Origin of the sequence: Corynebacterium ulcerans (assembly GCF_900187135.1) — a bacterium.
GTDB classification, from domain to species: Bacteria; Actinomycetota; Actinomycetes; order Mycobacteriales; family Mycobacteriaceae; genus Corynebacterium; species Corynebacterium ulcerans.
Window position 1 is genome coordinate 391,330 of the sequence record NZ_LT906443.1, and the last position, 18,641, is coordinate 409,970.

The 18,641-nt window shown below is 51.7% G+C and carries 18 protein-coding genes and 7 tRNA genes; 10 read left to right on the top strand and 15 right to left on the bottom strand.

Annotated features, from left to right (window positions below; all coding sequences use genetic code 11):
• From ruvA to CKV68_RS01700, 4 genes are all read right to left on the bottom strand, one after another.
• Positions 1 to 615 carry a Holliday junction branch migration protein RuvA gene (gene ruvA / locus CKV68_RS01685; RefSeq protein ID WP_029975561.1) on the bottom strand — a complete coding sequence of 205 codons (615 nt, stop codon included), beginning with the start codon at positions 613 to 615 and terminating at the stop codon, positions 1 to 3.
• 150 nt (positions 616 to 765) lie between these two features.
• On the bottom strand, positions 766 to 1,347 hold the full coding sequence (ruvC, locus tag CKV68_RS01690) for a crossover junction endodeoxyribonuclease RuvC (RefSeq protein ID WP_095075479.1): 582 nt from the start codon (positions 1,345 to 1,347) through the stop codon (positions 766 to 768).
• Between the two features lie 354 nt (positions 1,348 to 1,701).
• A complete protein-coding gene (locus CKV68_RS01695) occupies positions 1,702 to 2,454 on the bottom strand; it encodes a YebC/PmpR family DNA-binding transcriptional regulator (protein ID WP_013911649.1) in 753 nt (250 codons plus the stop codon).
• 279 nt (positions 2,455 to 2,733) lie between these two features.
• The gene (locus CKV68_RS01700; RefSeq protein WP_014836480.1) at positions 2,734 to 3,594 is read right to left on the bottom strand and encodes an acyl-CoA thioesterase; all 861 of its coding nucleotides are present in this window, start codon (positions 3,592 to 3,594) and stop codon (positions 2,734 to 2,736) included.
• Positions 3,595 to 3,806: 212 nt separating this feature from the next.
• Between CKV68_RS01700 and CKV68_RS01705 the strand changes: the two genes are divergently transcribed.
• Genes CKV68_RS01705 through CKV68_RS01715 form a run of 3 tightly spaced genes read left to right on the top strand, consistent with a single transcriptional unit; the run spans position 3,807 to position 7,277 of the window.
• Positions 3,807 to 5,294: a hypothetical protein gene (locus tag CKV68_RS01705; RefSeq protein WP_095075480.1), complete on the top strand. Its 1,488-nt coding sequence runs from the start codon at positions 3,807 to 3,809 to the stop codon at positions 5,292 to 5,294.
• Positions 5,295 to 5,334: 40 nt separating this feature from the next.
• Positions 5,335 to 6,069, top strand: coding sequence for a 6-carboxyhexanoate--CoA ligase (locus CKV68_RS01710; RefSeq protein ID WP_013911652.1), 735 nt, complete (start codon positions 5,335 to 5,337; stop codon positions 6,067 to 6,069).
• On the top strand, positions 6,066 to 7,277 hold the full coding sequence (locus CKV68_RS01715) for an aminotransferase class I/II-fold pyridoxal phosphate-dependent enzyme (RefSeq protein ID WP_095075481.1): 1,212 nt from the start codon (positions 6,066 to 6,068) through the stop codon (positions 7,275 to 7,277). Before CKV68_RS01710 ends, CKV68_RS01715 begins: the two co-directional genes overlap by 4 nt.
• Before the next feature lie 11 nt (positions 7,278 to 7,288).
• Here CKV68_RS01715 and CKV68_RS01720 read toward each other — a convergent pair whose 3' ends face one another.
• The 10 genes from CKV68_RS01720 to CKV68_RS01765 form a co-directional block, all read right to left on the bottom strand.
• Positions 7,289 to 7,747 carry a LemA family protein gene (locus CKV68_RS01720; protein ID WP_013911654.1) on the bottom strand — a complete coding sequence of 153 codons (459 nt, stop codon included), beginning with the start codon at positions 7,745 to 7,747 and terminating at the stop codon, positions 7,289 to 7,291.
• A 5-nt stretch (positions 7,748 to 7,752) separates the two neighbouring features.
• Entirely contained in the window at positions 7,753 to 8,853 is a 1,101-nt protein-coding gene (locus CKV68_RS01725) for a glycosyltransferase family 4 protein (RefSeq protein ID WP_013911655.1), read from the bottom strand.
• Positions 8,854 to 8,948: 95 nt separating this feature from the next.
• Entirely contained in the window at positions 8,949 to 9,866 is a 918-nt protein-coding gene (locus tag CKV68_RS01730; RefSeq protein ID WP_014836485.1) for a phosphatidylinositol mannoside acyltransferase, read from the bottom strand.
• Positions 9,863 to 10,552, bottom strand: coding sequence for a phosphatidylinositol phosphate synthase (gene pgsA, locus CKV68_RS01735; protein WP_013911657.1), 690 nt, complete (start codon positions 10,550 to 10,552; stop codon positions 9,863 to 9,865). The genes CKV68_RS01730 and pgsA overlap by 4 nt, the downstream gene beginning before the upstream one ends.
• The gene (locus CKV68_RS01740; RefSeq protein WP_013911658.1) at positions 10,545 to 11,138 is read right to left on the bottom strand and encodes an ATP adenylyltransferase; all 594 of its coding nucleotides are present in this window, start codon (positions 11,136 to 11,138) and stop codon (positions 10,545 to 10,547) included. Before CKV68_RS01740 ends, pgsA begins: the two co-directional genes overlap by 8 nt.
• A gap of 170 nt (positions 11,139 to 11,308) precedes the next feature.
• Positions 11,309 to 13,378: a threonine--tRNA ligase gene (gene thrS, locus CKV68_RS01745; protein ID WP_013911659.1), complete on the bottom strand. Its 2,070-nt coding sequence runs from the start codon at positions 13,376 to 13,378 to the stop codon at positions 11,309 to 11,311.
• 233 nt (positions 13,379 to 13,611) lie between these two features.
• Positions 13,612 to 14,919: a Dyp-type peroxidase gene (locus CKV68_RS01750; protein ID WP_014525873.1), complete on the bottom strand. Its 1,308-nt coding sequence runs from the start codon at positions 14,917 to 14,919 to the stop codon at positions 13,612 to 13,614.
• Positions 14,920 to 15,030: 111 nt separating this feature from the next.
• Positions 15,031 to 15,636: a copper chaperone PCu(A)C gene (locus CKV68_RS01755; protein WP_013911661.1), complete on the bottom strand. Its 606-nt coding sequence runs from the start codon at positions 15,634 to 15,636 to the stop codon at positions 15,031 to 15,033.
• Between the two features lie 4 nt (positions 15,637 to 15,640).
• Entirely contained in the window at positions 15,641 to 16,234 is a 594-nt protein-coding gene (locus tag CKV68_RS01760; protein ID WP_013911662.1) for a copper resistance CopC family protein, read from the bottom strand.
• A 718-nt stretch (positions 16,235 to 16,952) separates the two neighbouring features.
• Entirely contained in the window at positions 16,953 to 17,276 is a 324-nt protein-coding gene (locus CKV68_RS01765) for a hypothetical protein (protein ID WP_111690588.1), read from the bottom strand.
• Here CKV68_RS01765 and CKV68_RS01770 point away from each other — a divergent pair.
• The gene (locus CKV68_RS01770; protein ID WP_080561862.1) at positions 17,275 to 17,514 is read left to right on the top strand and encodes an excalibur calcium-binding domain-containing protein; all 240 of its coding nucleotides are present in this window, start codon (positions 17,275 to 17,277) and stop codon (positions 17,512 to 17,514) included. The two genes, CKV68_RS01765 and CKV68_RS01770, sit on opposite strands and share 2 nt — an antisense overlap.
• A 62-nt stretch (positions 17,515 to 17,576) precedes the next feature.
• Here the strand turns inward: CKV68_RS01770 and CKV68_RS01775 are convergent.
• Positions 17,577 to 17,651, bottom strand: a tRNA-Val gene (locus CKV68_RS01775).
• Between the two features lie 365 nt (positions 17,652 to 18,016).
• Between CKV68_RS01775 and CKV68_RS01780 the strand changes: the two genes are divergently transcribed.
• From CKV68_RS01780 to CKV68_RS01805, 6 genes are all read left to right on the top strand, one after another.
• Positions 18,017 to 18,092, top strand: a tRNA-Gly gene (locus CKV68_RS01780).
• A gap of 23 nt (positions 18,093 to 18,115) precedes the next feature.
• Positions 18,116 to 18,190, top strand: a tRNA-Val gene (locus CKV68_RS01785).
• A gap of 36 nt (positions 18,191 to 18,226) precedes the next feature.
• Positions 18,227 to 18,299: transfer RNA gene (locus CKV68_RS01790), tRNA-Gly, on the top strand.
• Positions 18,300 to 18,332: 33 nt separating this feature from the next.
• Positions 18,333 to 18,403: transfer RNA gene (locus CKV68_RS01795), tRNA-Cys, on the top strand.
• 8 nt (positions 18,404 to 18,411) lie between these two features.
• Positions 18,412 to 18,486, top strand: a tRNA-Val gene (locus tag CKV68_RS01800).
• 36 nt (positions 18,487 to 18,522) lie between these two features.
• A tRNA-Gly gene (locus CKV68_RS01805) sits at positions 18,523 to 18,595 on the top strand.
• Positions 18,596 to 18,641 lie beyond the last annotated feature (46 nt).

Genomic DNA, 18,641 nt, shown 5'->3' on the forward strand with positions numbered 1-18,641 from the left:
CTATTTCTTTTTGCCCAGCGCACTCAGGGCTAGACGCAGCACCTGGGACGTGGTCGCATTCGGAGAATCAGCTAACACGGAAATCACCACAGGTTCTGCAACTTTTTCTGTAAAGCCGAGGCCGAGGAGAGCCTCAAGTACTTGCGCAGCAACATCGTTGGTTGCTAAAGAAACTCCTCCCGGCGCGGGAGTAGCAGCATCTCCAGCGGTAATAAACGCTGAAACCTTGTCTTTGAGGTCAACGATGATGCGCTCTGCAACTCGTTTTCCCACTCCCGGTATGCGCTGGAGAGTCTTTGCATCCTGGTTAGCAATCGCATGCGCTAGATCTGTTGCGGACAAAACCGATTGCGCTGCCAAAGCCAGTTTTGGTCCTAGACCAGAGACTGTTTGCAGCAGCGTAAACATCTGCCGAGCTTCATCGCTGGCAAACCCGTAAAGGGTTTGGGAATCTTCTCTGACCACCATGGTGGTCAGAACAAAGCACTCTTCTCCCCTGCTCATGTGCGCCAAGGTGCTGGGACTAGCGAGTACTTCATATCCGACCCCGTTGCACTCAATAACTGCGCTACCAAGACCGATGGAGGCTACAGTCCCGCGAAGGGAAACGATCATGGTTAATACCTTTCATTGAAAATCTTTTCCACACAGATGGGAAAATTGTTCGCCTCATCAAGAGACAGTCCGCAGCGAGTCAGCTTTCTTTCATCAATCGTATCGCCAAAATTGTCAGTTTACGGATTGTGCGGAACCGACTCTGGCTTTTTATGAGTTATCTGACGCAGCATTTTTAGCTAACAGCGCCAATCGCTTTTTCTGTTCTGTACTCTGTTTTTCAGTTCTACGTTGAATTTCCAGCATTGGTGCACGCCAACAGTGACAGACTGCAAGTGCCAACGCGTCTGCGGCATCAGCAGGTTTGGGAGGTTCACTCAAACCCAAAATCCGCGTAATCATTGCGGTCATTTGTTTCTTATCTGCCCGCCCATTTCCTGAGATAGCTTTTTTAGCTTCACTAGGCGTGTACATGTGTACATCGATTCCACGTTGAGCTGCTGCCAACACCAGCACACCAACGCCATGGGCGGTGTGCATAACAGTGGAAACGTTGCCCCTCTCAAAAATCCGCTCAATGGCCACGACGTCAGGTTGATATTCATCCATCCATTCGTTCACCGCATCGCTAAGTTCTAGCAGGCGCACAGTGAGGTCAGCCTGAGGCGGTGTCCGTACAACTCCCACAGCAATGGGCATCACTTGCCGACCTCGCCCAGCTTGCACCACAGATAGGCCGCACCGAGTAAGGCCAGGATCTATTCCCATCACGCGTAAGCCCTCGGCGCTCATTCCCATGTTCCCCTATCAGTGCGCTTAGGGATTCACACCTAAGGCCATTGTTGCCAAATATTCGTATGCATCACCACAGTGGAAAGACGATACTTTCCTGCATGGCTGTCCGTGGTTATTTAAAAAATAACAGTCCGCTTAGAACACGATTGCTTTCCGACGCTTTCCGTTTTCCTAGCAAGCCACGGATTCCACACTTCCCCTAAATTTAGCACATAATTGCGAAACTCTTCGTTTTATAGGTCCTGAAAGACACAGCGAGTCCGCTCTCAGCCACCAACTAAGGCAAGAGCAAAGCCCACCACAGTATCCATAGCACTGACTGCGGTGGGCTAATAACTGGTGAGTTATCTATCAGATATCAAGCTCTGCAAGAACCTCATCGCTGAGATCCATGTTGGTAAACACATTCTGAACATCATCAGAATCTTCAAGAGCATCGATCAAGCGGAAAATCTTCCGAGCATCGTTCGCCTCAAGAGGAACCAGGACGTCTGCACGGAAATCAGAGTCTGCGTCCTCTACCTCAATATCGTTTTCCGTGAGCGCATCGCGGATAGCAGGAGTATCGCCCGGCGCGGATAGCACCTCAAATTTATCGCCGATCTCGTTAACTTCTTCCGCTCCAGCGTCCAGCACGGCCATGAGCACGTCGTCCTCAGTAAGCTCACCCTTGTTTACTATGACAACGCCGCGGCGTTTAAACATGTAGGAAACCGCACCGGATTCCGCCATGTTTCCACCGTTTTTGCTCATAGCGGTACGAACTTCAGAGGCCGCCCGATTGCGATTATCGGTAAGGCACTCGATAAGTACTGCGACTCCGTTGGGGCCATAGCCTTCATACATGATGTTCTGCCAATCAGCGCCACCGGCTTCTTCGCCGGATCCGCGCTTACGAGCACGCTCGATATTATCGTTGGGAACAGAGGCCTTCTTAGCCTTCTTGATCATGTCATCCAAGGTTGGATTCGCAGAGGGGTCTCCGCCACCGGTACGTGCAGCAACCTCGATGTTCTTGATCAGCTTGGCGAATTCTTTACCACGCTTAGCATCGTTAGCAGCTTTCTTATGCTTGGTGGTAGCCCATTTGGAGTGGCCTGACATTGACTCCCTTTCATAGTGGTGCGCCGTACAATCCCCACTTCTTACAAGGTGAGCACTGATATGTTGGTTCCGATGCCATTACTAGCTTTGCCTAAACGAGTTGCATTTTTATAGACAGCAAACTCATAACCGCAATGCCATAAAACCGAACGTACGACGTCGTCATGTAACGCAACGGCGCCATTATACGGCAGAATCCGTAATTTTTTAGTGTTCGACCTAGGTTTTGGTCCGCATTCGCCTCCACGCAGACCTTCCCGGCCATCCGCGTGGCTCTCTTTATGCCTCAGGAACAACAAAAGGAAGCGGGTCTTCGGCAGCCGAGATAGTTCTTGTTAGTCCCTCTTGGGTAGTCATAGCAACAAGATCACCAGAGCTATTAAAAATCCGTCCTTGAGTGAGTGCGCGACCTGCATGCGCCGAAGGAGAAACCTGATCATAAAGAAGCCATTCGTCTGCCCTAAACGGGCGAAGAAACCACATCGCATGATCTAGTGATGCTAATTTGACGCGTTCGTTTGGATGCGGAACCAACGAAGAATGCAATAACGTCATATCAGACATATAGGCGAGTGTGCAGATATGAAAGGTTTCATCGTCAGGCAGTACTTCTTTTGACTTGAACCAGATCACCTGCTGACTTGCGGTATAGGGGTTGTGGTCAAAGTCAGTGTCGGATACTTTTCGAATGTCCCAATCCCCCCACTCATCCAGGAGGGCCCTAGAGCTGGCGGGGAGAGCTTCTCTGTCTACATGAACGTCTTCTGGATGAGGGACCCGGCGCATGAGGTCGGAGTGTTCCGGCCCGGCGTCGTCTCGCCGATGAAAGCTCGACTGCATGCTAAATATAGGGCGTCCGTCCTGGATTGCAGTCACATGACGAGCAATAAAACTCCTACCGTCTTTTACCCGATCAACCTGAAAAATCGTGGGCTGCGAAGAATCTCCGGCGCTGACAAAATATGCGTGAAGGGAATGCACAATAAAGGCATCCGTAGGAACCGTCCGAGTAGCCGCTACCAATGCTTGTGCAGCTACTTGACCACCAAAAGTTCGAGTAAGTGAAGACGCTACCGCGGGACCACGGAAAATATCTCTATCAATATTTTCCAGATTTAACACTTCATATATTTTGCTCATAGAAAACCTCGTCGTTATCCGCGTATTTTCTCTAACCCTTTTCGCCAAATTTACCCGCACCCCGACCCAATTTCAGGGCTATATTCATATGGTTAGACATGGGTACCCCTAGCTAACTTTTATCCCCCCTCATTGTGTCCGGTCGCCTAATACTATTGGGGGTGCGGTATGTTTTCTTACGTATGCTGTCCGTTGGTCGTAGGGTGCACGTAGTGAAAAAACTGATACCAAGTACCGCCTTGGTGAGTCTTGTGTTGTGGTTGTTGTGGGTGGCTTCGCGAGTGACGCTAGTGCGGCTCGTTTTACAAGAGACCAGCCCCGTAGGCGACGTAAAATACTATTTTGTCGGCGTGTTCCGCCTCGTTCCCGGCGCGTTAAAAGAGTATCCCGAAGTTGGCACATGGCCCATTAACCTGCTCGGATGGATTACCGGCAGCAATCTAGAGCATTTCATCATTGGTTTTGTCATCATGTGTTTGCTTGTCGACGCTCTCTTCTACGCCTTTCTGGTCACCTCGCGGTGGCGAGGCCGTATCATAGCCGCTCTTTATTGGTGCCTCTTTGGCCTGGCGACTATGCAGGTATTCATTCTCAGACTGGATATCGTGCCTGGCGTACTTGTGGGCTTGGCCGCGTTATCACTGTTTTCGCATCCGTATGTGGCCTCCTGGGTGCTGGCCTTCGCAACAAGCATGAAGCTGTGGCCTGGAGTCCTTGCCGCTGGCCTGGTAGGAAAATTCTCCTCAGGCAAAAGTTGGTTGCGTCTCCTTTCCTTTGCGGTTGCCCTCGTAGCCTTCGGTTCTATCGTTTATATCCAAGGTGGATGGGAACGCCTTCTTTCACCGCTGACATATCAGAGCGATCGCGGATTACAGATCGAGTCTTTGCCAGCCACCCTCTTTATGTATCGGGCAATAGCCTCGCCTGAAGAGTATGAGGTCTTCTACGCGACGTCGAAAAGCTTTGAAATTGTAGGCCCTGGGGTGGACACCGCGGCGACTATAAGCACATGGCTTATGGGAGCTACCGTTGTTTTTGCTTTCTTGTGGGCACTCAAGCATTTTCTTTTTGGCACGTGGCGGGCATATCCCACGCTATGCTGGTCGATTGCGGTTGTCCTGCTGTTAATCGTGACCAATAAGGTGTTGTCACCTCAGTACATTATCTGGGTGGGTCCGCTCGTCGCTATTGCCTTATTGGTTAAACCTAAGTCCGTCTTTGCGGTTATCGAGGCCCTGTTCATGATAGCGCTGGCTTATTTCAGTTGGCAGGTATACCCGCAAAACTATCCCAGCATTATGCAGGTCCCCTTTGACCACACCAACGGCGTTAATGCGCTGGTAATCCGCAATGTCTTGTACCTCGTGGCTACTGTCATTGCTCTCGTGTGGGCGATATGGGCTTCCGTGGTAGATCGCGACCCCACGCTAGCAACTACAAAGGCTGCCGAAGCACTGCCACCATCGCCAGAGCGCGCAGAAGAAAGTCCCACTACAGAGATCGCACCGCTTCCGGCAACAGAAAAGCCTTCTCCCCAGGCGCATCTCCCCGTAGGCACGCACTCACATGCTGTACAGCAAGCTACGGACTGGGCCGCACAGGCACCACGCATAGTGTCCGATCAGTCATCATATTCCGGCAGGCCCGTTACTTTTCCCCCTAATACGCCGCAGACACCGCGTCAGAACACAGGAAAATGATTGAACATCGTTCAAATCGGTGCTTTATACTTACACAACTATGACCTTTTACAGCGTTAGGATGCGGGCGAGCCTCCAAGGTCAACACATCTCCGGGGCCGAAACTCTTGTTTCTTGCCCCACAGATGTCCCCCGCATCACCGAGCAGTTCATCCAACGCGCAATGAACCATGCAAAAGGCACCCCAGACTCAATCACCACAAAAATAACGCATATTGCAGACTCCGACATTCAACGTGTACCCCGGCTTCTCACACGAGAATATCAAGCGGCGAACTGCAACGATGCTCATAGCTTTGTACACCAACAGCTTGCAACAGTGTGCTCCTCTGAAGTTGCGTACAAAGCCCTAAAACTGCTTCTCAGTATCCGTAACATGCGCGGGGCTGTGCTACTAGATGCTCATTCTGCGCGTCGATTAGAGCCTGACCATAAAAGAGGTGTCCGTGCCTCCAACTTCGGCGCTGCACCATCACCAACACCAGCAGCTCCGCACAGCACAGAATCAGAAACAAAGAAAAACCACTACCACGAGGCCCTCACCTTATCCTCTAAAGTTATGAGCGCGCCGGGAATCATCGCCGAGATCTGCATCTCAGACGATCCCGATTACACCACTGGGTATGTTTCCCTCAACGGCGTTTATACTCGGGTACACACTATGAAGCGTTTGGGTTCTCCCCTGGGTGGAAGGGTATTCATCCTAGAGTCGAAGAAAGCAAGCGTTGCCGCAGCAATCGATTACATAGAAAACACCCCGGTTTTAATTTTATGACTCTTCCAGATTCTCCATCTCCCGCAGCGTCTTCCTGCCCGCATTCCACATCAGCATCCTCCCTCGGGGACTTTGCAGAAGAGAAAAACCGCCGTTGGGCTGAGCAAGGACTGCTACGGACTCCCGCGCGATTCGATGGCCCACAAACACCAATGACCCTTATTGAAGGCGCCGAGATGTGTTTGTTTGCCTCCTCAGATTATCTTGGTTTGTCAGTCCACCCCGCAGTACAAGAAGCTGCGATCCAGGCCATCCATGACTTTGGCACAGGATCCGGAGGTAGCAGACTGACCACGGGCACCAATCTTCACTCGGGGCTAGAGCAACAGCTTGCAGCGTTTTTTGAAGTTGAAGATGCCGTCTTCTTTGCTACAGGCTACCAAGCTAATCTCTCGACAATATCCACAATTGCCACGGCCTCAACCACCATATACTCAGATGAGCTCAACCACGCATCCATTATTGACGGATGCCGCATGTCCAAGGCTCAGGTACACGTGTATCCTCACAACGACATGGAAGCGCTCGAACACCTGCTCAAAGAGCACACAACTCCTCATGCCCTGGTTATCAGCGACGCTGTTTTTTCCATGACCGGTGAAGTCGCACATATTAGCGCCCTACGAGCTCTCTGCAGCAAATATAAAGCTTGGCTTTTGCTTGACGACGCTCACGGGATCGGCGCGCTAGGCCCCACGGGAAAAGGTAGCACCGAACACACCGGCATTGATCTCACTCGTGAAATTCTCATCGGCACCGCAAGCAAAGCCCTAGGATCCGAAGGTGGTTTTGTTCTGTGCAATCATGAGGTTGCAACGCTGCTACGCAATAGGGCCCGAAGCTATGTCTTTTCTACGTCTCCGACGCCTGCAACCGTTGCCGGTGTGGCCGCTGCCCTTTCGGTGATCGAAGATGAACCTGAACGCTTAGAAGCTTTACAAAACAACATCGCGTATTTCAGCCGGCTCCTTGGTATACCCGCACCCCAGACACCAATCATCCCTATTCACGTGGGTGATTCCGTGCGCGCTGTACGTATTTCTCAATCACTTGCCGATGAAGGATTCTTTGTTCCTGCTATCAGGTATCCCACTGTGGCGCACCACTCAGCTCTCCTGAGGGTCACGCTCACCGCAGCCCACACAACTCAGCAGCTCAGGCGACTTGCGGAAGCCATCCAGCGGTTGCTCCCTACAATCACTCGATGAGTGCTCCTGCACTATACGTAATCGGCGAACTCGAAAAACTCGGGTAACTTCGCTGTGCCGCCCAAGCGCAGCCAGCGCACGAGCGTTCGTGTCCGTAACGCACGGGTATCTGCAACCGCGTCATTATAAAAGCGATGCGCTAAAGAAAGCCGTACTTCCGCATCAACAATCATCGGCTCTGCGGACTCGCCAATCGCAGCAATACGGGCAGAAATTGCCCGCTCCTTTTCCGCTCTATCAGCAAACGTCTCATAACCCAACTGAATCTTCTGCGCTGCCTGGGCATCCCCAATAGCTTCAGGGTGTAATGCAGCCACCAACGCAGCACGACGATCAAGCGCTGCCTGCAACGCCTGCAACGCCGAATCTGTGCGAATGTGTAGTCGGTTCAGTCGCTGCGCCATCATCCATGCCCATACCACGATAAATGTGAGTAGGACTGCGATAACCGTCATCAACACGGTACTCATAGCAATCACACCTCCACTTTCGTGCCATCAGCAACAGTCTCATAAACCCGAACTATTTCGGAGGCAACTCGTTCCCAGTCATATTGTTGGGCCCGAGCTTCACCGGATTTCGCTAGCTGTTCGCGACGATCTGGGGCGTCGATAAGCAGGCGCAGCGCAGACGCCAGCGCAGACGCATCTCCGTTGCGGAACAATAATCCAGCCGGTGCCGGAGAATCCGCATCGCACACTGCGTGAAAAGCCTCCAGATCGCTTGCTACCACCGCACAACCGGCCGCCATAGCTTCGACTAACACAATGCCAAAGCTCTCGCCTCCGGTGTTTGGCGCCACATAGATGTCAGCAGCACCCAAAATCTCAGCTTTGCGTTCCTCCGAGACCCTTCCCACGAACTCCACGGATTCAGTGTTATGGCGTTGCGTTCCACCACCGATAACTGTGACATGGACGCCGCAATCAAGCTGCTCTACAGCCCGCAAAAGGATGTCCAAGCCTTTTCGTGGCTCGTCGATACGCCCCAAAAACACGATCTCCACTGGATCGTTCAGGCTTTTCAAAGAGGCACTTTTACGAGCCTGTGCAAAAAGCGATGTGTCCACGCCGTTGGGAATAGACACAGGGTCGCCACCTAGCATCTGCACTTGCCATCGACGCGCCATTTCAGAGACAGCAATCCCGCCGCGAATCTTCTCCAGCGAACCACGCAAAAACGGCAAAGCAAGCGTCAAAAGAGTCGACTTGCTACTCGACGCATGATAGGTGGCCACGATCGGCCCCCGCGCTACTTTTAAGGCTGCTAAAGAAAAACTCGGAGAATTCGGCTCATGGATATGGAGTACATCAAACTTCCCCTGCTGGATAAACTCACGGACTTGCCTAAAAGTCTTTGGGCTAAAAGCCAGCCGTGCCACTGATCCGTTATAGGGAATTGGCCACGAGCGTCCGCCTTTGGTGACAAAATCAGGTACCTCTGTTGATTCTGTACAGGGGCCAATGACGCCGACATGGTGCCCCATATCGATGAGTTTACGAGCAAGATCAAGGATATGGGCTTGAACCCCGCCGGGTTCGTCAAAGGAATAGGGGCACACGATTCCTATACGCATGTATCTTCCTTTGTTCCACTAGGCATTGGTCATGTCAGGCGGTCATCCGAAACAGAAAGCACCGAGGCAAACGACGGTCCCTACTGACTGATGGGCTAAGACAGTCCCGCCTGAAAACGATTCTGATCCAGATCCGCAATCCACAACGGCTGCAGCACATGCCAGTCTTCTGGATGAGCCGCAATATTCTCCTGCATTATGTCAGCAACGCGTTGCACTGTCGAACTCACATCAGTGACCCGCACTTCTGGAGAAATGCTTATCCCCCAGCCATCTCCTTCAAACCACACATGCCCAACGTGAAGAGCTGCAGTAGTCTCCATAGCTAGTTTCACAGGACCTGCAGGCATGCGTGTAAGCTCGCCAAAAAATTCCACGTCAATGCCTGTTTTCTTCAGGTCACGCTCTCCAAGCAAGCAAACGATACCGCCATCATTCAGCCGGCTTTTCAACTCAGGAAAAGGCGCCGAACCACCGGTTAACGGTAAAACCTCAAACCCCAAGGTCTCTCGAAAAGCTACGAATGCCCGGTAAAGGCTTTCAGGTTTTAGCCGTTCAGCCACAGTAGTAAAAGGACCAAATGTATGGACCACGTACATTCCAGCCATATCCCAGTTACCAGAATGCGGCAGTACCACTATCGCCCCTCGACCCGAGCGCACAGAAGCTTCTAAATTCTCTTTACCGCGCATACAGTTGTCCAACCGGCGCATCACTCTAGGGTCACCGACCATACTAGGAAGACAAAAAGCCTCTTTCCAGTATCGCGCATAAGAGCGCATGGATGCCCGGACTAGGTCTTTAGTCACATTCTCAGTGCCTACCACCCTCGCCAAGTTTTTCCTCAGCTGTTCCATCCCCGCACCGCGCTGAGAAACTACGTCAGCGCCAAAAGCAAAAATCGAGTCAGCCACCCGACTGGGTAACATTCGAACAACAGCCCAACCAGCGCGATATCCCCACGATGTCACCTGTTCTACTGCGTTCACACGCCAGGATACATGGCGACTCATGCGTCTTCCTGCGCAACTCTGGCATCAACGGCCTGCCCACGCGGATGCTCATGTGCCCCAGCTGGAGGAGCTATCTTGTCTTGAGCATATTCTGATCGGGATGCGATAAACAGCCTTTGCGCCACCGTAAAAATGCTTCCTGCAGCAAGAATCCACAAGGCAACATCTATGGCGAACGGAACTCCAAAACCTGTCAATCCGATTCCAATAAGGCCAATGATAAGGCGTTCGGGGCGCTCCACGAGCCCACCGACCATAGAGAATCCGCTGGCTTCTCCCCTGGCCTTGACATAAGAGATCACCTGAGAGCAGATGAGTACAACAAAAGACGCCGCCACTAATGCTTTGTGAGCGTCATAGCTATATACGAGCCACCACGTGATGGCGCCAAAAAGCGCACCATCAGTAATGCGATCACATGAAGCATCGAGAGTCGCACCAAACTTTGTTCCGCCGCCTCGCATACGGGCCATAGTTCCGTCGACCATGTCAAAGGCTGCAAAAAGGCCTGACAATAATGCAGCAGCTACTAAATGCCCAGTAGGGATCAGAAAGACTGCAATAGCTACGGTGATGACTGTGCCCAACACAGTAACGCTGTTAGGAGATAAACCCATTTTGCTGAAACACTGCGCCACTGGCTCAACAATGACAGCTGCAGGTTTTCTACCATGAACACTAAGCATGTGCGACTCCTGGAATACCTTCCATCTCATCCCATGCTTGTGCGAGAAGCGAGCGAGTGTCCCGCAAAAGCTGAGGCAGTACCTTTGTTCCGTCAATGATCGTCATAAAGTTTGCATCACCCGTCCACCGCGGAACAATGTGCATATGCAAGTGCTCTCCTACTGAGCCTCCCGACGCCTTACCCAGGTTAAAACCGAGGTTGATAGCGTCAGGAGCAGAGACCTTCTTAAGCACTTTAATTGCGGCCTGAGCAAAAGAAAAAAGCTCTGCGGATTCTTCCACGGTAAGGTCTTCTAGATTCCGCTCTTGTCTATAAGGCACAACCATCATGTGTCCGGCGTTGTATGGGAACAAATTAAGCACGCAATAAACAAGTTCACCGCGCGCGACGATTAAACCTTCTTCGTCGCTAAGTTCAGGGATTCGGATAAACGGATTAGCTGGCCGCTCGTTGACGTCACGTTGGTTGCGAGACCCATCGTTACGGATGTAGGACATCCGGTACGGTGCCCACAGTCGTTCTAGGCCGTCGGATATACCAACACCTTGATCCGTGTACGTCTCGTTTTCCCCATACGAGGGCATATCCGCGAACTCCTTCAGCATTCACAAACTACGTAAGCTGGTGCCATACAATGCTGTATATAACAACGGCTTTACGACCTACAGAAACACCGTAGTCGCTTACCCTACAGAATGGGCTCGGCAGCTACGGTGTTTCTGATAAAACCATCTAATATCAGTAGCTTGATTTTTTAATCAAGAACCAGAGCGCTCACTGATTCTTCTGTTGGCTGGTCATTGTTCCGCGAACGAATCCACTGGTCGATAATCTCTACAGCTTTTTCTACTGGAACCCCGTTAACCTGAGTTCCGTCAAGGAATCGGAAGCTCACAGCACCGGCCTCAACGTCACGAGCACCCGCAAGAACCATAAAAGGAACCTTGCCTGTGGTGTGATTGCGGATCTTCTTCTGCATACGGTCATCAGAAGTATCCACGTCTGCACGAATGCCTCGTTGACGCAGCTGCGCCATCATGTCTTCAAGGTGTCCCACAAAAGCATCAGCCACAGGAATACCAATAACTTGGTGCGGAGCCAACCATGCGGGGAAAGCACCCGCATAATGCTCTAAGAGCACGCCAAAGAACCGCTCGATGGAACCAAACAGAGCTCGGTGAATCATAATCGGCTGGCGCTTGCTGCCATCAGGAGCCGTGTACTCCAAGTTGAAGCGATCCGGCAGGTTGAAGTCCAATTGCACCGTGGACATCTGCCACGTACGGCCAATCGCGTCACGAGCCTGGACAGAGATCTTTGGTCCGTAGAATGCCGCACCTGCTGGATCAGGAACCAGCTCAAGACCCGACTGCGTGGCCACACGCTCCAAGATCGAGGTGGAACGTTCCCAAATCTCATCCGATCCGACGAACTTGTTTGGATCCTTGGTAGACAATTCCAGGTAGAAATCATCAAGACCATAGTCCTTGAGCAACGAGATAATGAAGTCAAGAACCGACGTGAGCTCTGCTTCCAGTTGATCTTCCGTGCAGTAGATGTGGGCGTCATCCTGCGTGAACCCACGGGCACGGGTCAAGCCGTGAATAACTCCCGACTTCTCATAACGATAAACCGTTCCAAACTCAAAAAGTCGGAGAGGCAATTCACGGTACGACCGTCCCCGCGACGCAAAAATGAGATTGTGCATCGGGCAGTTCATCGGTTTAGCGTAGTAATCCTGCGCCTGCTTGGTAACGTTGCCGTCCTCATCGACTTCACCGTCGAGCTGCATGGGAGGGAACATTCCGTCCGCGTAAAAGTCTAGGTGACCAGACTTTTTAAACAGATCTCCCTTGGTGATGTGTGGGGTATTAACAAACGAGTATCCCGCCGCAATATGTCGTCTGCGGGAGTGCTCTTCCATCTCCAAGCGCACAACTCCACCATTGGGGTGAAATACCGGGAAGCCTGAGCCGATCTCATCAGGGAAGCTGAACAAATCAAGCTCAGCTCCTAGACGGCGGTGATCTCGCTTCTCAGCCTCTGCCATCATCGTCTGGTATTCCTCAAGGGCCTCTTTAGATTCCCATGCGGTACCGTAAATTCGCTGCAAATCAGCCAAAGACTGATCTCCGCGCCAGTATGCTGCGGAGGATCGGGTAAGGGAAAAAGCAGGAATGTACTTGGTGGTAGGCACGTGGGGACCGCGGCAAAGGTCATACCAATCGACCTCTCCCGTGCGTGGATTGAGGTTGTAGTAACCCGTCAGATCACCCGCGCCGACCTCAGTAGCTTCATCAGAGTCGGGATCGACGCTTCCTTTATCCCGGATAAGCTCAAGCTTATAGGGCTCATTTTTCAGTGCTTCTGTTGCTTCCTCTACGGACGCAAACGTGCGGCGCTCAAACTTTTGTCCCTGCTTGATGATCTTCTTCATCCGCTTTTCAATGCGCTTCAGATCCTCAGGAGTAAAAGGCTCTGCAACATCAAAGTCGTAGTAGAAGCCATTCTCGATTGCCGGTCCGATGCCTAGCTTGGTCCCTGGAAACTCAGCTTGCACAGCCTGCGCCAACACATGGGTGCACGAGTGACGGATGACCTCGCGGCCCTCCTCCGTGTTTGCGGGTACCGGGGTTACCTGCGTATCTGTCTCAGGGACATAGGAAAGGTCTCTCAGAGTGCCTTCGGAGTCTTTAACGCAGACAATTGCCTCTGGACCCTTATTGGGTAGCTCAAGCTCTCTCATAGCAGCACCTGCTGCTACTCCAGCTTGGACCATGAACGGTTGATGCAGATTAGGCGTCGCCTCGATGAGATGTGCCATTATAAAAATGCGCTCCTTACTTGCGCTCATGCTCAGCGTCATACCTGGACGCGTGGGCTGTAAATAGCGGCGAAGGTCAAAGCTGGATATGAAAGTTGTGCTAGTTAAGAAAATGCCCGCACAAGATTGCGCTTAAAAAGAACTATTTCTCAAGCACAGACTCATGCGAGCATGACTGCAGATGTATCACACCAATGCTTACCGACGCTCAGCTCCCATCCTACAACTAGTTGTTAGGATTCAAAGAGCTCAGCTCCCCAGTAGTGTTTTTTACTTCCGCTATCCTCAGATGTTCCCGGCAAAATAGCGTACACAGCTGATCCAATATGGGTGATCCATTCGTTCAGTCGATCCGAATCATTGAGGCGTTGCTGAATAGGGATAAATTGTTTCCGAGGGTCTTTTTGGAAGCAGCAAAATACCAAGCCCACATTCGATAGCTGCCCCGAACCTGGAATAGGCGCCTCATCATAGGAGTAAGCCCGGCGCTGAATCTTCTGATCCGGGCTGTCAGAAGGCGGCGTGGCCAGCGCCATATGCGACCGAGGATCAATCTTAGGCAGTCCGTACTCATCCACAGCGTGGAAATCAGCCGCGTCAAACTCAGAACCGCCGCTTAGCGGAGCACCGTCTTTTAGGTCTCGACCAATGACTATCTCGCGGGATTCGCGATCAAGAATCTCCCAGGTATCAAGATTCATGGCAATACGACGAACAATCATGCACGATCCCCCATGAAGCCAAGCCGGGGAATCATCTGCTTTATCAATCCACACTTGAGCGTCAAACTCTTGGTCATTGTGTGGGTTAACAGTTCCGTCTTTCTGACCAAACAGGTTACGAGGCGTCTCGCCTTTTTCATTAGCACCGTTGGCGTTCAGGAATCCTTTTTGTACCCACAAGGTTTCCGTATAGTCCGTGCCAGAACGAATCATGTGGCGAGTAGCAAAAGCCATGGTCACCGGATCGTCGCACGCAATCTGGATCACGATGTCAGACTCACCCCAGCGTGGATCCAACTTGTCTTTGGAAAACGCAGGAAGGGGTTGAAGCCACGCGGGACGCTGGTCTTCTTTCCCGATGATGCTAAAAAATCGCTTTCCCACCCCGCATGTGATGGTCAAACGCGCAGGTTTTGTCACCATTTCTGGTTCAAGGCTACCCAGAGGGTTCTCTCCTTGAGTCAAACGACGGGCATCCTCCGTCCACAGCTTGAGCAAACGCTGTACGCCAACTTTGTTCACACCTGCGCGTACGTTCAGAGCAATAACAGTGAGGTGTGCTTGCGCGGATGTAGCAATTCCGGACTGATGCGCTCCGTCAAAAGGCTCACGTGCCGCAGCTACTGAGGCAGCGCTGACCGACGCATCCTTTGCTGTTGCGTGTTGTTCTGCATTAGTACATCCCGCCAATGCAGCCCCACCGACAACCGTCGCCCCGGTCGCCGACCCTAAAAGAAAACTACGACGAGATATTCCTTTTACTGGCGGCGATTTTTCTGACTGTAGGTGGGAATCAGAATGGGATTGAGCGGCTGTCATCATGTGCTCCGAGGTCAGGTGATTGGGTACCAACAAGGCTGATGGCCTTACCCGACTTAAAGTAAGACCATAGTTTTAAAAGCCGCGTAATACATTACGCGGCAGCTATCTTTAGTGCTTGTGCATCATTCCTGTGGAACCGGTCTCCTTGTGGAGAGAGCCGTCCTCAGCGTAGCTCTCGTCTCCGGCGGCAACGGTACGAACAGGAACTTCTTTAACGGCTACGGTTGATCCGTCGGAAAGCTGCAGAGTCACATCTACGGAGTCTCCCGCTGCAACAGGCTTATCCAGCCCCATGAGCATCATGTGATCTTTACCGGGCTCCAATGTCAGGGTCTGCCCTGCAGGAATGACAAATCCGCCATCTTTTTCTTTCATCACGCCGTCGACAACCTCATGAAGCTGGTTCATCTTGGCATTCATAGAAGAGGTGAAACCGGTAACCGTGATCTCTTTATCAGTGTGATTTTTAATCTGACCGAAAATGGCAGTCATATCCTTGCCTTCGCTCATAGCTCGCACGTAGCCGTCGGCAAGCTCAACCCCCTTGGCGGACATTGCTTCGGAAGCTTTAGCGCCTGCAGAGGCCGCCGCAGAGGTAGCAGTATCTACCTTCTTGGCGGAATCTTTTTCGGAGCTAGAGCACGCAGTCAGCGCAAGCGATGTAACAGCGAGAGCACATATTCCGACCTTGATACGAGAACTAACGATAGACATATAATTAATTACCTTTCTGTTTACGAGACCTAAGTGCCACAATAGTCCCACTGCTTATGCCCGCAACCGCGAGCAATCCAATAACGGGCCAGAGCCATCCAGGAAAACCCCGTGCTCCCGCAGACTGAGTCACGTCACTCGAATCCGAGCTTGTCGACGCCCCCTCGGCGCGTTCGCCGGCCACAGTAAAGGTGGTCTTGCCGCGGGTGGCGTGCCCATCCGACGACGTAATCTGAAAGCCCAAAATATAATCGCCCGGTCCCGGCGTTATGTCCGACGGCACCTCAACGCTCACGTTTCGTCCCTCAATATGAGGGTCAGCAGTAAAAAGCACCTTGGAGTTTGATGCATCACTCACTGCAACCGTATTGAACCCAGGCTTTGGCTCGCCGGAAAAGACCAGTGAAAGAGACCTTGGGAAAGAGTCAATAGTTGAGCCGTTGACAGGGTCGGAATCGATAACCACATCGTGGGCATACGCAGTAGACCCTGCGCTCATAGAAAGCGCACAGGTTGCAGTCAACGCGGCAACACAAGCGGCCACCCTACCCAGAATGGGAGTATCGCGACCACACACGCTGTCCCCAGCACCACTCACTTAGATTCTCCCATTCGTCGAAGCTGCTTACAGCTCCCACTCTTCCATATTGGATTGCTTTACGTTCCTATGTAACAAGATATGAGCTGTCTATATCTATCTATAGTGACATTCAATACATAAGGATGCGAGCACAATTAAGAGTCGGTTCTTTGGACATAGAAGTTCCCTCGGAGGGTTAATTTTCTTTAAATGTACCCCCGGAAAAGTTCGACAAGATGAACTCTCCACAATGAGAATCTAACCCGCGTTGACTCCAATACCGCGCCCGATCGCACGGCTAGAGCATAAGACCAACAATGTGCAACGTAGTGGATTATTACCCCCATCGAATATCAAATTCACAAAAGCCGCATAATCGTTTCCCCTGTGCAATAACCTAAAAAACTAGGAGTAACCTTCGGTTTTTGCAGCGATAAGCAAAGACTGTGTTTAGCAGACACACAACAAGCTATGGAAAGCGCACTATTGCTCTCTTAGAGATGGAAGACCCCTCATCTTCCCGCTTCCCTACTCTCCTACCCCCTCAAACCGCTAAGAAATACCACTCAAAGGGCAAAAATATGAAAGTAGTAGCCTCACTCATAGCGATCACCTTGGGCATGTTCATCATACTTTTAGGCATATTTGGCGCGATTGCTGAAAGTAACTTCCGCTTCTTTGTCGCATTCCTATTGATCAGCCTGATGTCACTCTTACCGGGCGTATGGACGTTACTTCACCAACGACGAGAAAAGAAAGGTGCGGAACCCCTCAAACGCCATTGGGGAAAGGTAACGCTTGCGTCCTTTATCGCTTTCATACTCGGTTCTGCACTTATGTCCACAACAGAAGCCTCTTCTAACAAGACTGCACCAACAACCAGTACAACCTCTACGTCTTCCAGAGTGTCCCCCACCTCTTCCGCGGCATCAAGCACCACATCAAAAACTACGCCCACGTCCACGAGTGAGTGGACCAGCACGGCAAGAAGTACTTCCAAGAAACCGTCAGCAACACCTAAGCTTCCATCATCTACAGAACCAGCACCACAGCAGTTCATGGCCCCTCCGCCTCCTACAGCCCCAATGCCTACCCCAACACCAACGCCGGTCCCCGCCCAGGCCCCACAACAGTTCGTAGCCCCTCCACCAGCTCCGGCACCAGCACAAGACGTGTATTTCAGCAGCTGCAAAGAAGCCCGCGCCGCAGGATACTCGCATATGCGTCGTGGAGAACCTGGCTACAGATCTGGACTCGATAGAGATAATGACGGCATTGCTTGCGATAAGAAAAAGTAGCGTCAGACAACAGGGATAAACCGAGATGCCCCCCACCATCAAGGGTGGGGGGCATCTCGGTTTGGTGGTCCTAGCTGGGATCGAACCAGCGACCTTTCCGGTGTGAACGGAACGCTCTTCCACTGAGCCATAGGACCTTATATTTAATCCGCACTCAATGTGCAACAGAACTAGAATTTAGCACCATCTACATTTCTATTCAAAACCCAATGCAGAAGCATCTTTTAACCCCGCTGTTCTAATATCCGCCTAGAGATTCACACCCTATACCCAGTGCCATTCCCAGATATTCTCCAACCAATGATCACCAAACCCCACGATTCTTTGAGTGCACTCAAGGACGCACTCAAACTAGTGTCACCGTCAAGGAGATGTCCCAACAAAGATCCCCTCGCTATCACCGCAGCAGGCATAAAATTCGGCGGTTCCCTTAGTTTCACTGGGGATTTGTACTAAACCGACAATTCAGGCTAAAGTTTCATCTCGCAACAACAGTTGTAATGCGGATGTAGCGCAGTTGGTAGCGCATCACCTTGCCAAGGTGAGGGTCGCGAGTTCGAGTCTCGTCATCCGCTCCACGTTCAAATTTATTTGAACGCCCGCGCGTTTAGCTCAGCGGGAGAGCGCTTCCCTGACACGGAAGAGGTCACTGGTTCAATCCCAGTATCGCGCACCAAAGCCTTGTTTCAGGCTTTTCAAACAGTAGAAACATGCGGATGTAGCGCAGTTGGTAGCGCATCACCTTGCCAAGGTGAGGGTCGCGAGTTCGAGTCTCGTCATCCGCTCAGGTACCTTAGTATCTACGGCGGTAACGCCACGGTGGAATGGCCGAGTGGTGAGGCAACGGTCTGCAAAACCGTGCACACGGGTTCGATTCCCGTTTCCACCTCGTATTAAGCGCGTTTAGCTCAGCGGGAGAGCGCTTCCCTGACACGGAAGAGGTCACTGGTTCAATCCCAGTATCGCGCACCAAAGCCTTGTTTCAGGCTTTTCAAACAGTAGAAACATGCGGATGTAGCGCAGTTGGTAGCGCATCACCTTGCCAAGGTGAGGGTCGCGAGTTCGAGTCTCGTCATCCGCTCAGCACAAGGCGGTACCTCTTAAGAGGTGCCGCCTTTTATGGTCTA

Excerpts from the sequence above, each read along its gene's own strand:
- CKV68_RS01730 (WP_014836485.1), bottom strand. The coding sequence starts at position 9,866 with ATGAGTCGCCATGTATCCTGGCGTGTGAACGCAGTAGAACAGGTGACA.
- CKV68_RS01700 (WP_014836480.1), bottom strand. The coding sequence starts at position 3,594 with ATGAGCAAAATATATGAAGTGTTAAATCTGGAAAATATTGATAGAGAT.
- CKV68_RS01725 (WP_013911655.1), bottom strand. The coding sequence starts at position 8,853 with ATGCGTATAGGAATCGTGTGCCCCTATTCCTTTGACGAACCCGGCGGG.
- CKV68_RS01720 (WP_013911654.1), bottom strand. The coding sequence starts at position 7,747 with ATGAGTACCGTGTTGATGACGGTTATCGCAGTCCTACTCACATTTATC.
- CKV68_RS01740 (WP_013911658.1), bottom strand. The coding sequence starts at position 11,138 with ATGCCCTCGTATGGGGAAAACGAGACGTACACGGATCAAGGTGTTGGT.
- thrS (WP_013911659.1), bottom strand. The coding sequence starts at position 13,378 with ATGGCACATCTCATCGAGGCGACGCCTAATCTGCATCAACCGTTCATG.
- CKV68_RS01770 (WP_080561862.1), top strand. The coding sequence starts at position 17,275 with ATGGCCCCTCCGCCTCCTACAGCCCCAATGCCTACCCCAACACCAACG.
- CKV68_RS01765 (WP_111690588.1), bottom strand. The coding sequence starts at position 17,276 with ATGAACTGCTGTGGTGCTGGTTCTGTAGATGATGGAAGCTTAGGTGTT.
- CKV68_RS01695 (WP_013911649.1), bottom strand. The coding sequence starts at position 2,454 with ATGTCAGGCCACTCCAAATGGGCTACCACCAAGCATAAGAAAGCTGCT.
- CKV68_RS01750 (WP_014525873.1), bottom strand. The coding sequence starts at position 14,919 with ATGACAGCCGCTCAATCCCATTCTGATTCCCACCTACAGTCAGAAAAA.
- pgsA (WP_013911657.1), bottom strand. The coding sequence starts at position 10,552 with ATGCTTAGTGTTCATGGTAGAAAACCTGCAGCTGTCATTGTTGAGCCA.
- ruvC (WP_095075479.1), bottom strand. The coding sequence starts at position 1,347 with ATGAGCGCCGAGGGCTTACGCGTGATGGGAATAGATCCTGGCCTTACT.
- ruvA (WP_029975561.1), bottom strand. The coding sequence starts at position 615 with ATGATCGTTTCCCTTCGCGGGACTGTAGCCTCCATCGGTCTTGGTAGC.
- CKV68_RS01715 (WP_095075481.1), top strand. The coding sequence starts at position 6,066 with ATGACTCTTCCAGATTCTCCATCTCCCGCAGCGTCTTCCTGCCCGCAT.
- CKV68_RS01755 (WP_013911661.1), bottom strand. The coding sequence starts at position 15,636 with ATGTCTATCGTTAGTTCTCGTATCAAGGTCGGAATATGTGCTCTCGCT.
- CKV68_RS01710 (WP_013911652.1), top strand. The coding sequence starts at position 5,335 with ATGACCTTTTACAGCGTTAGGATGCGGGCGAGCCTCCAAGGTCAACAC.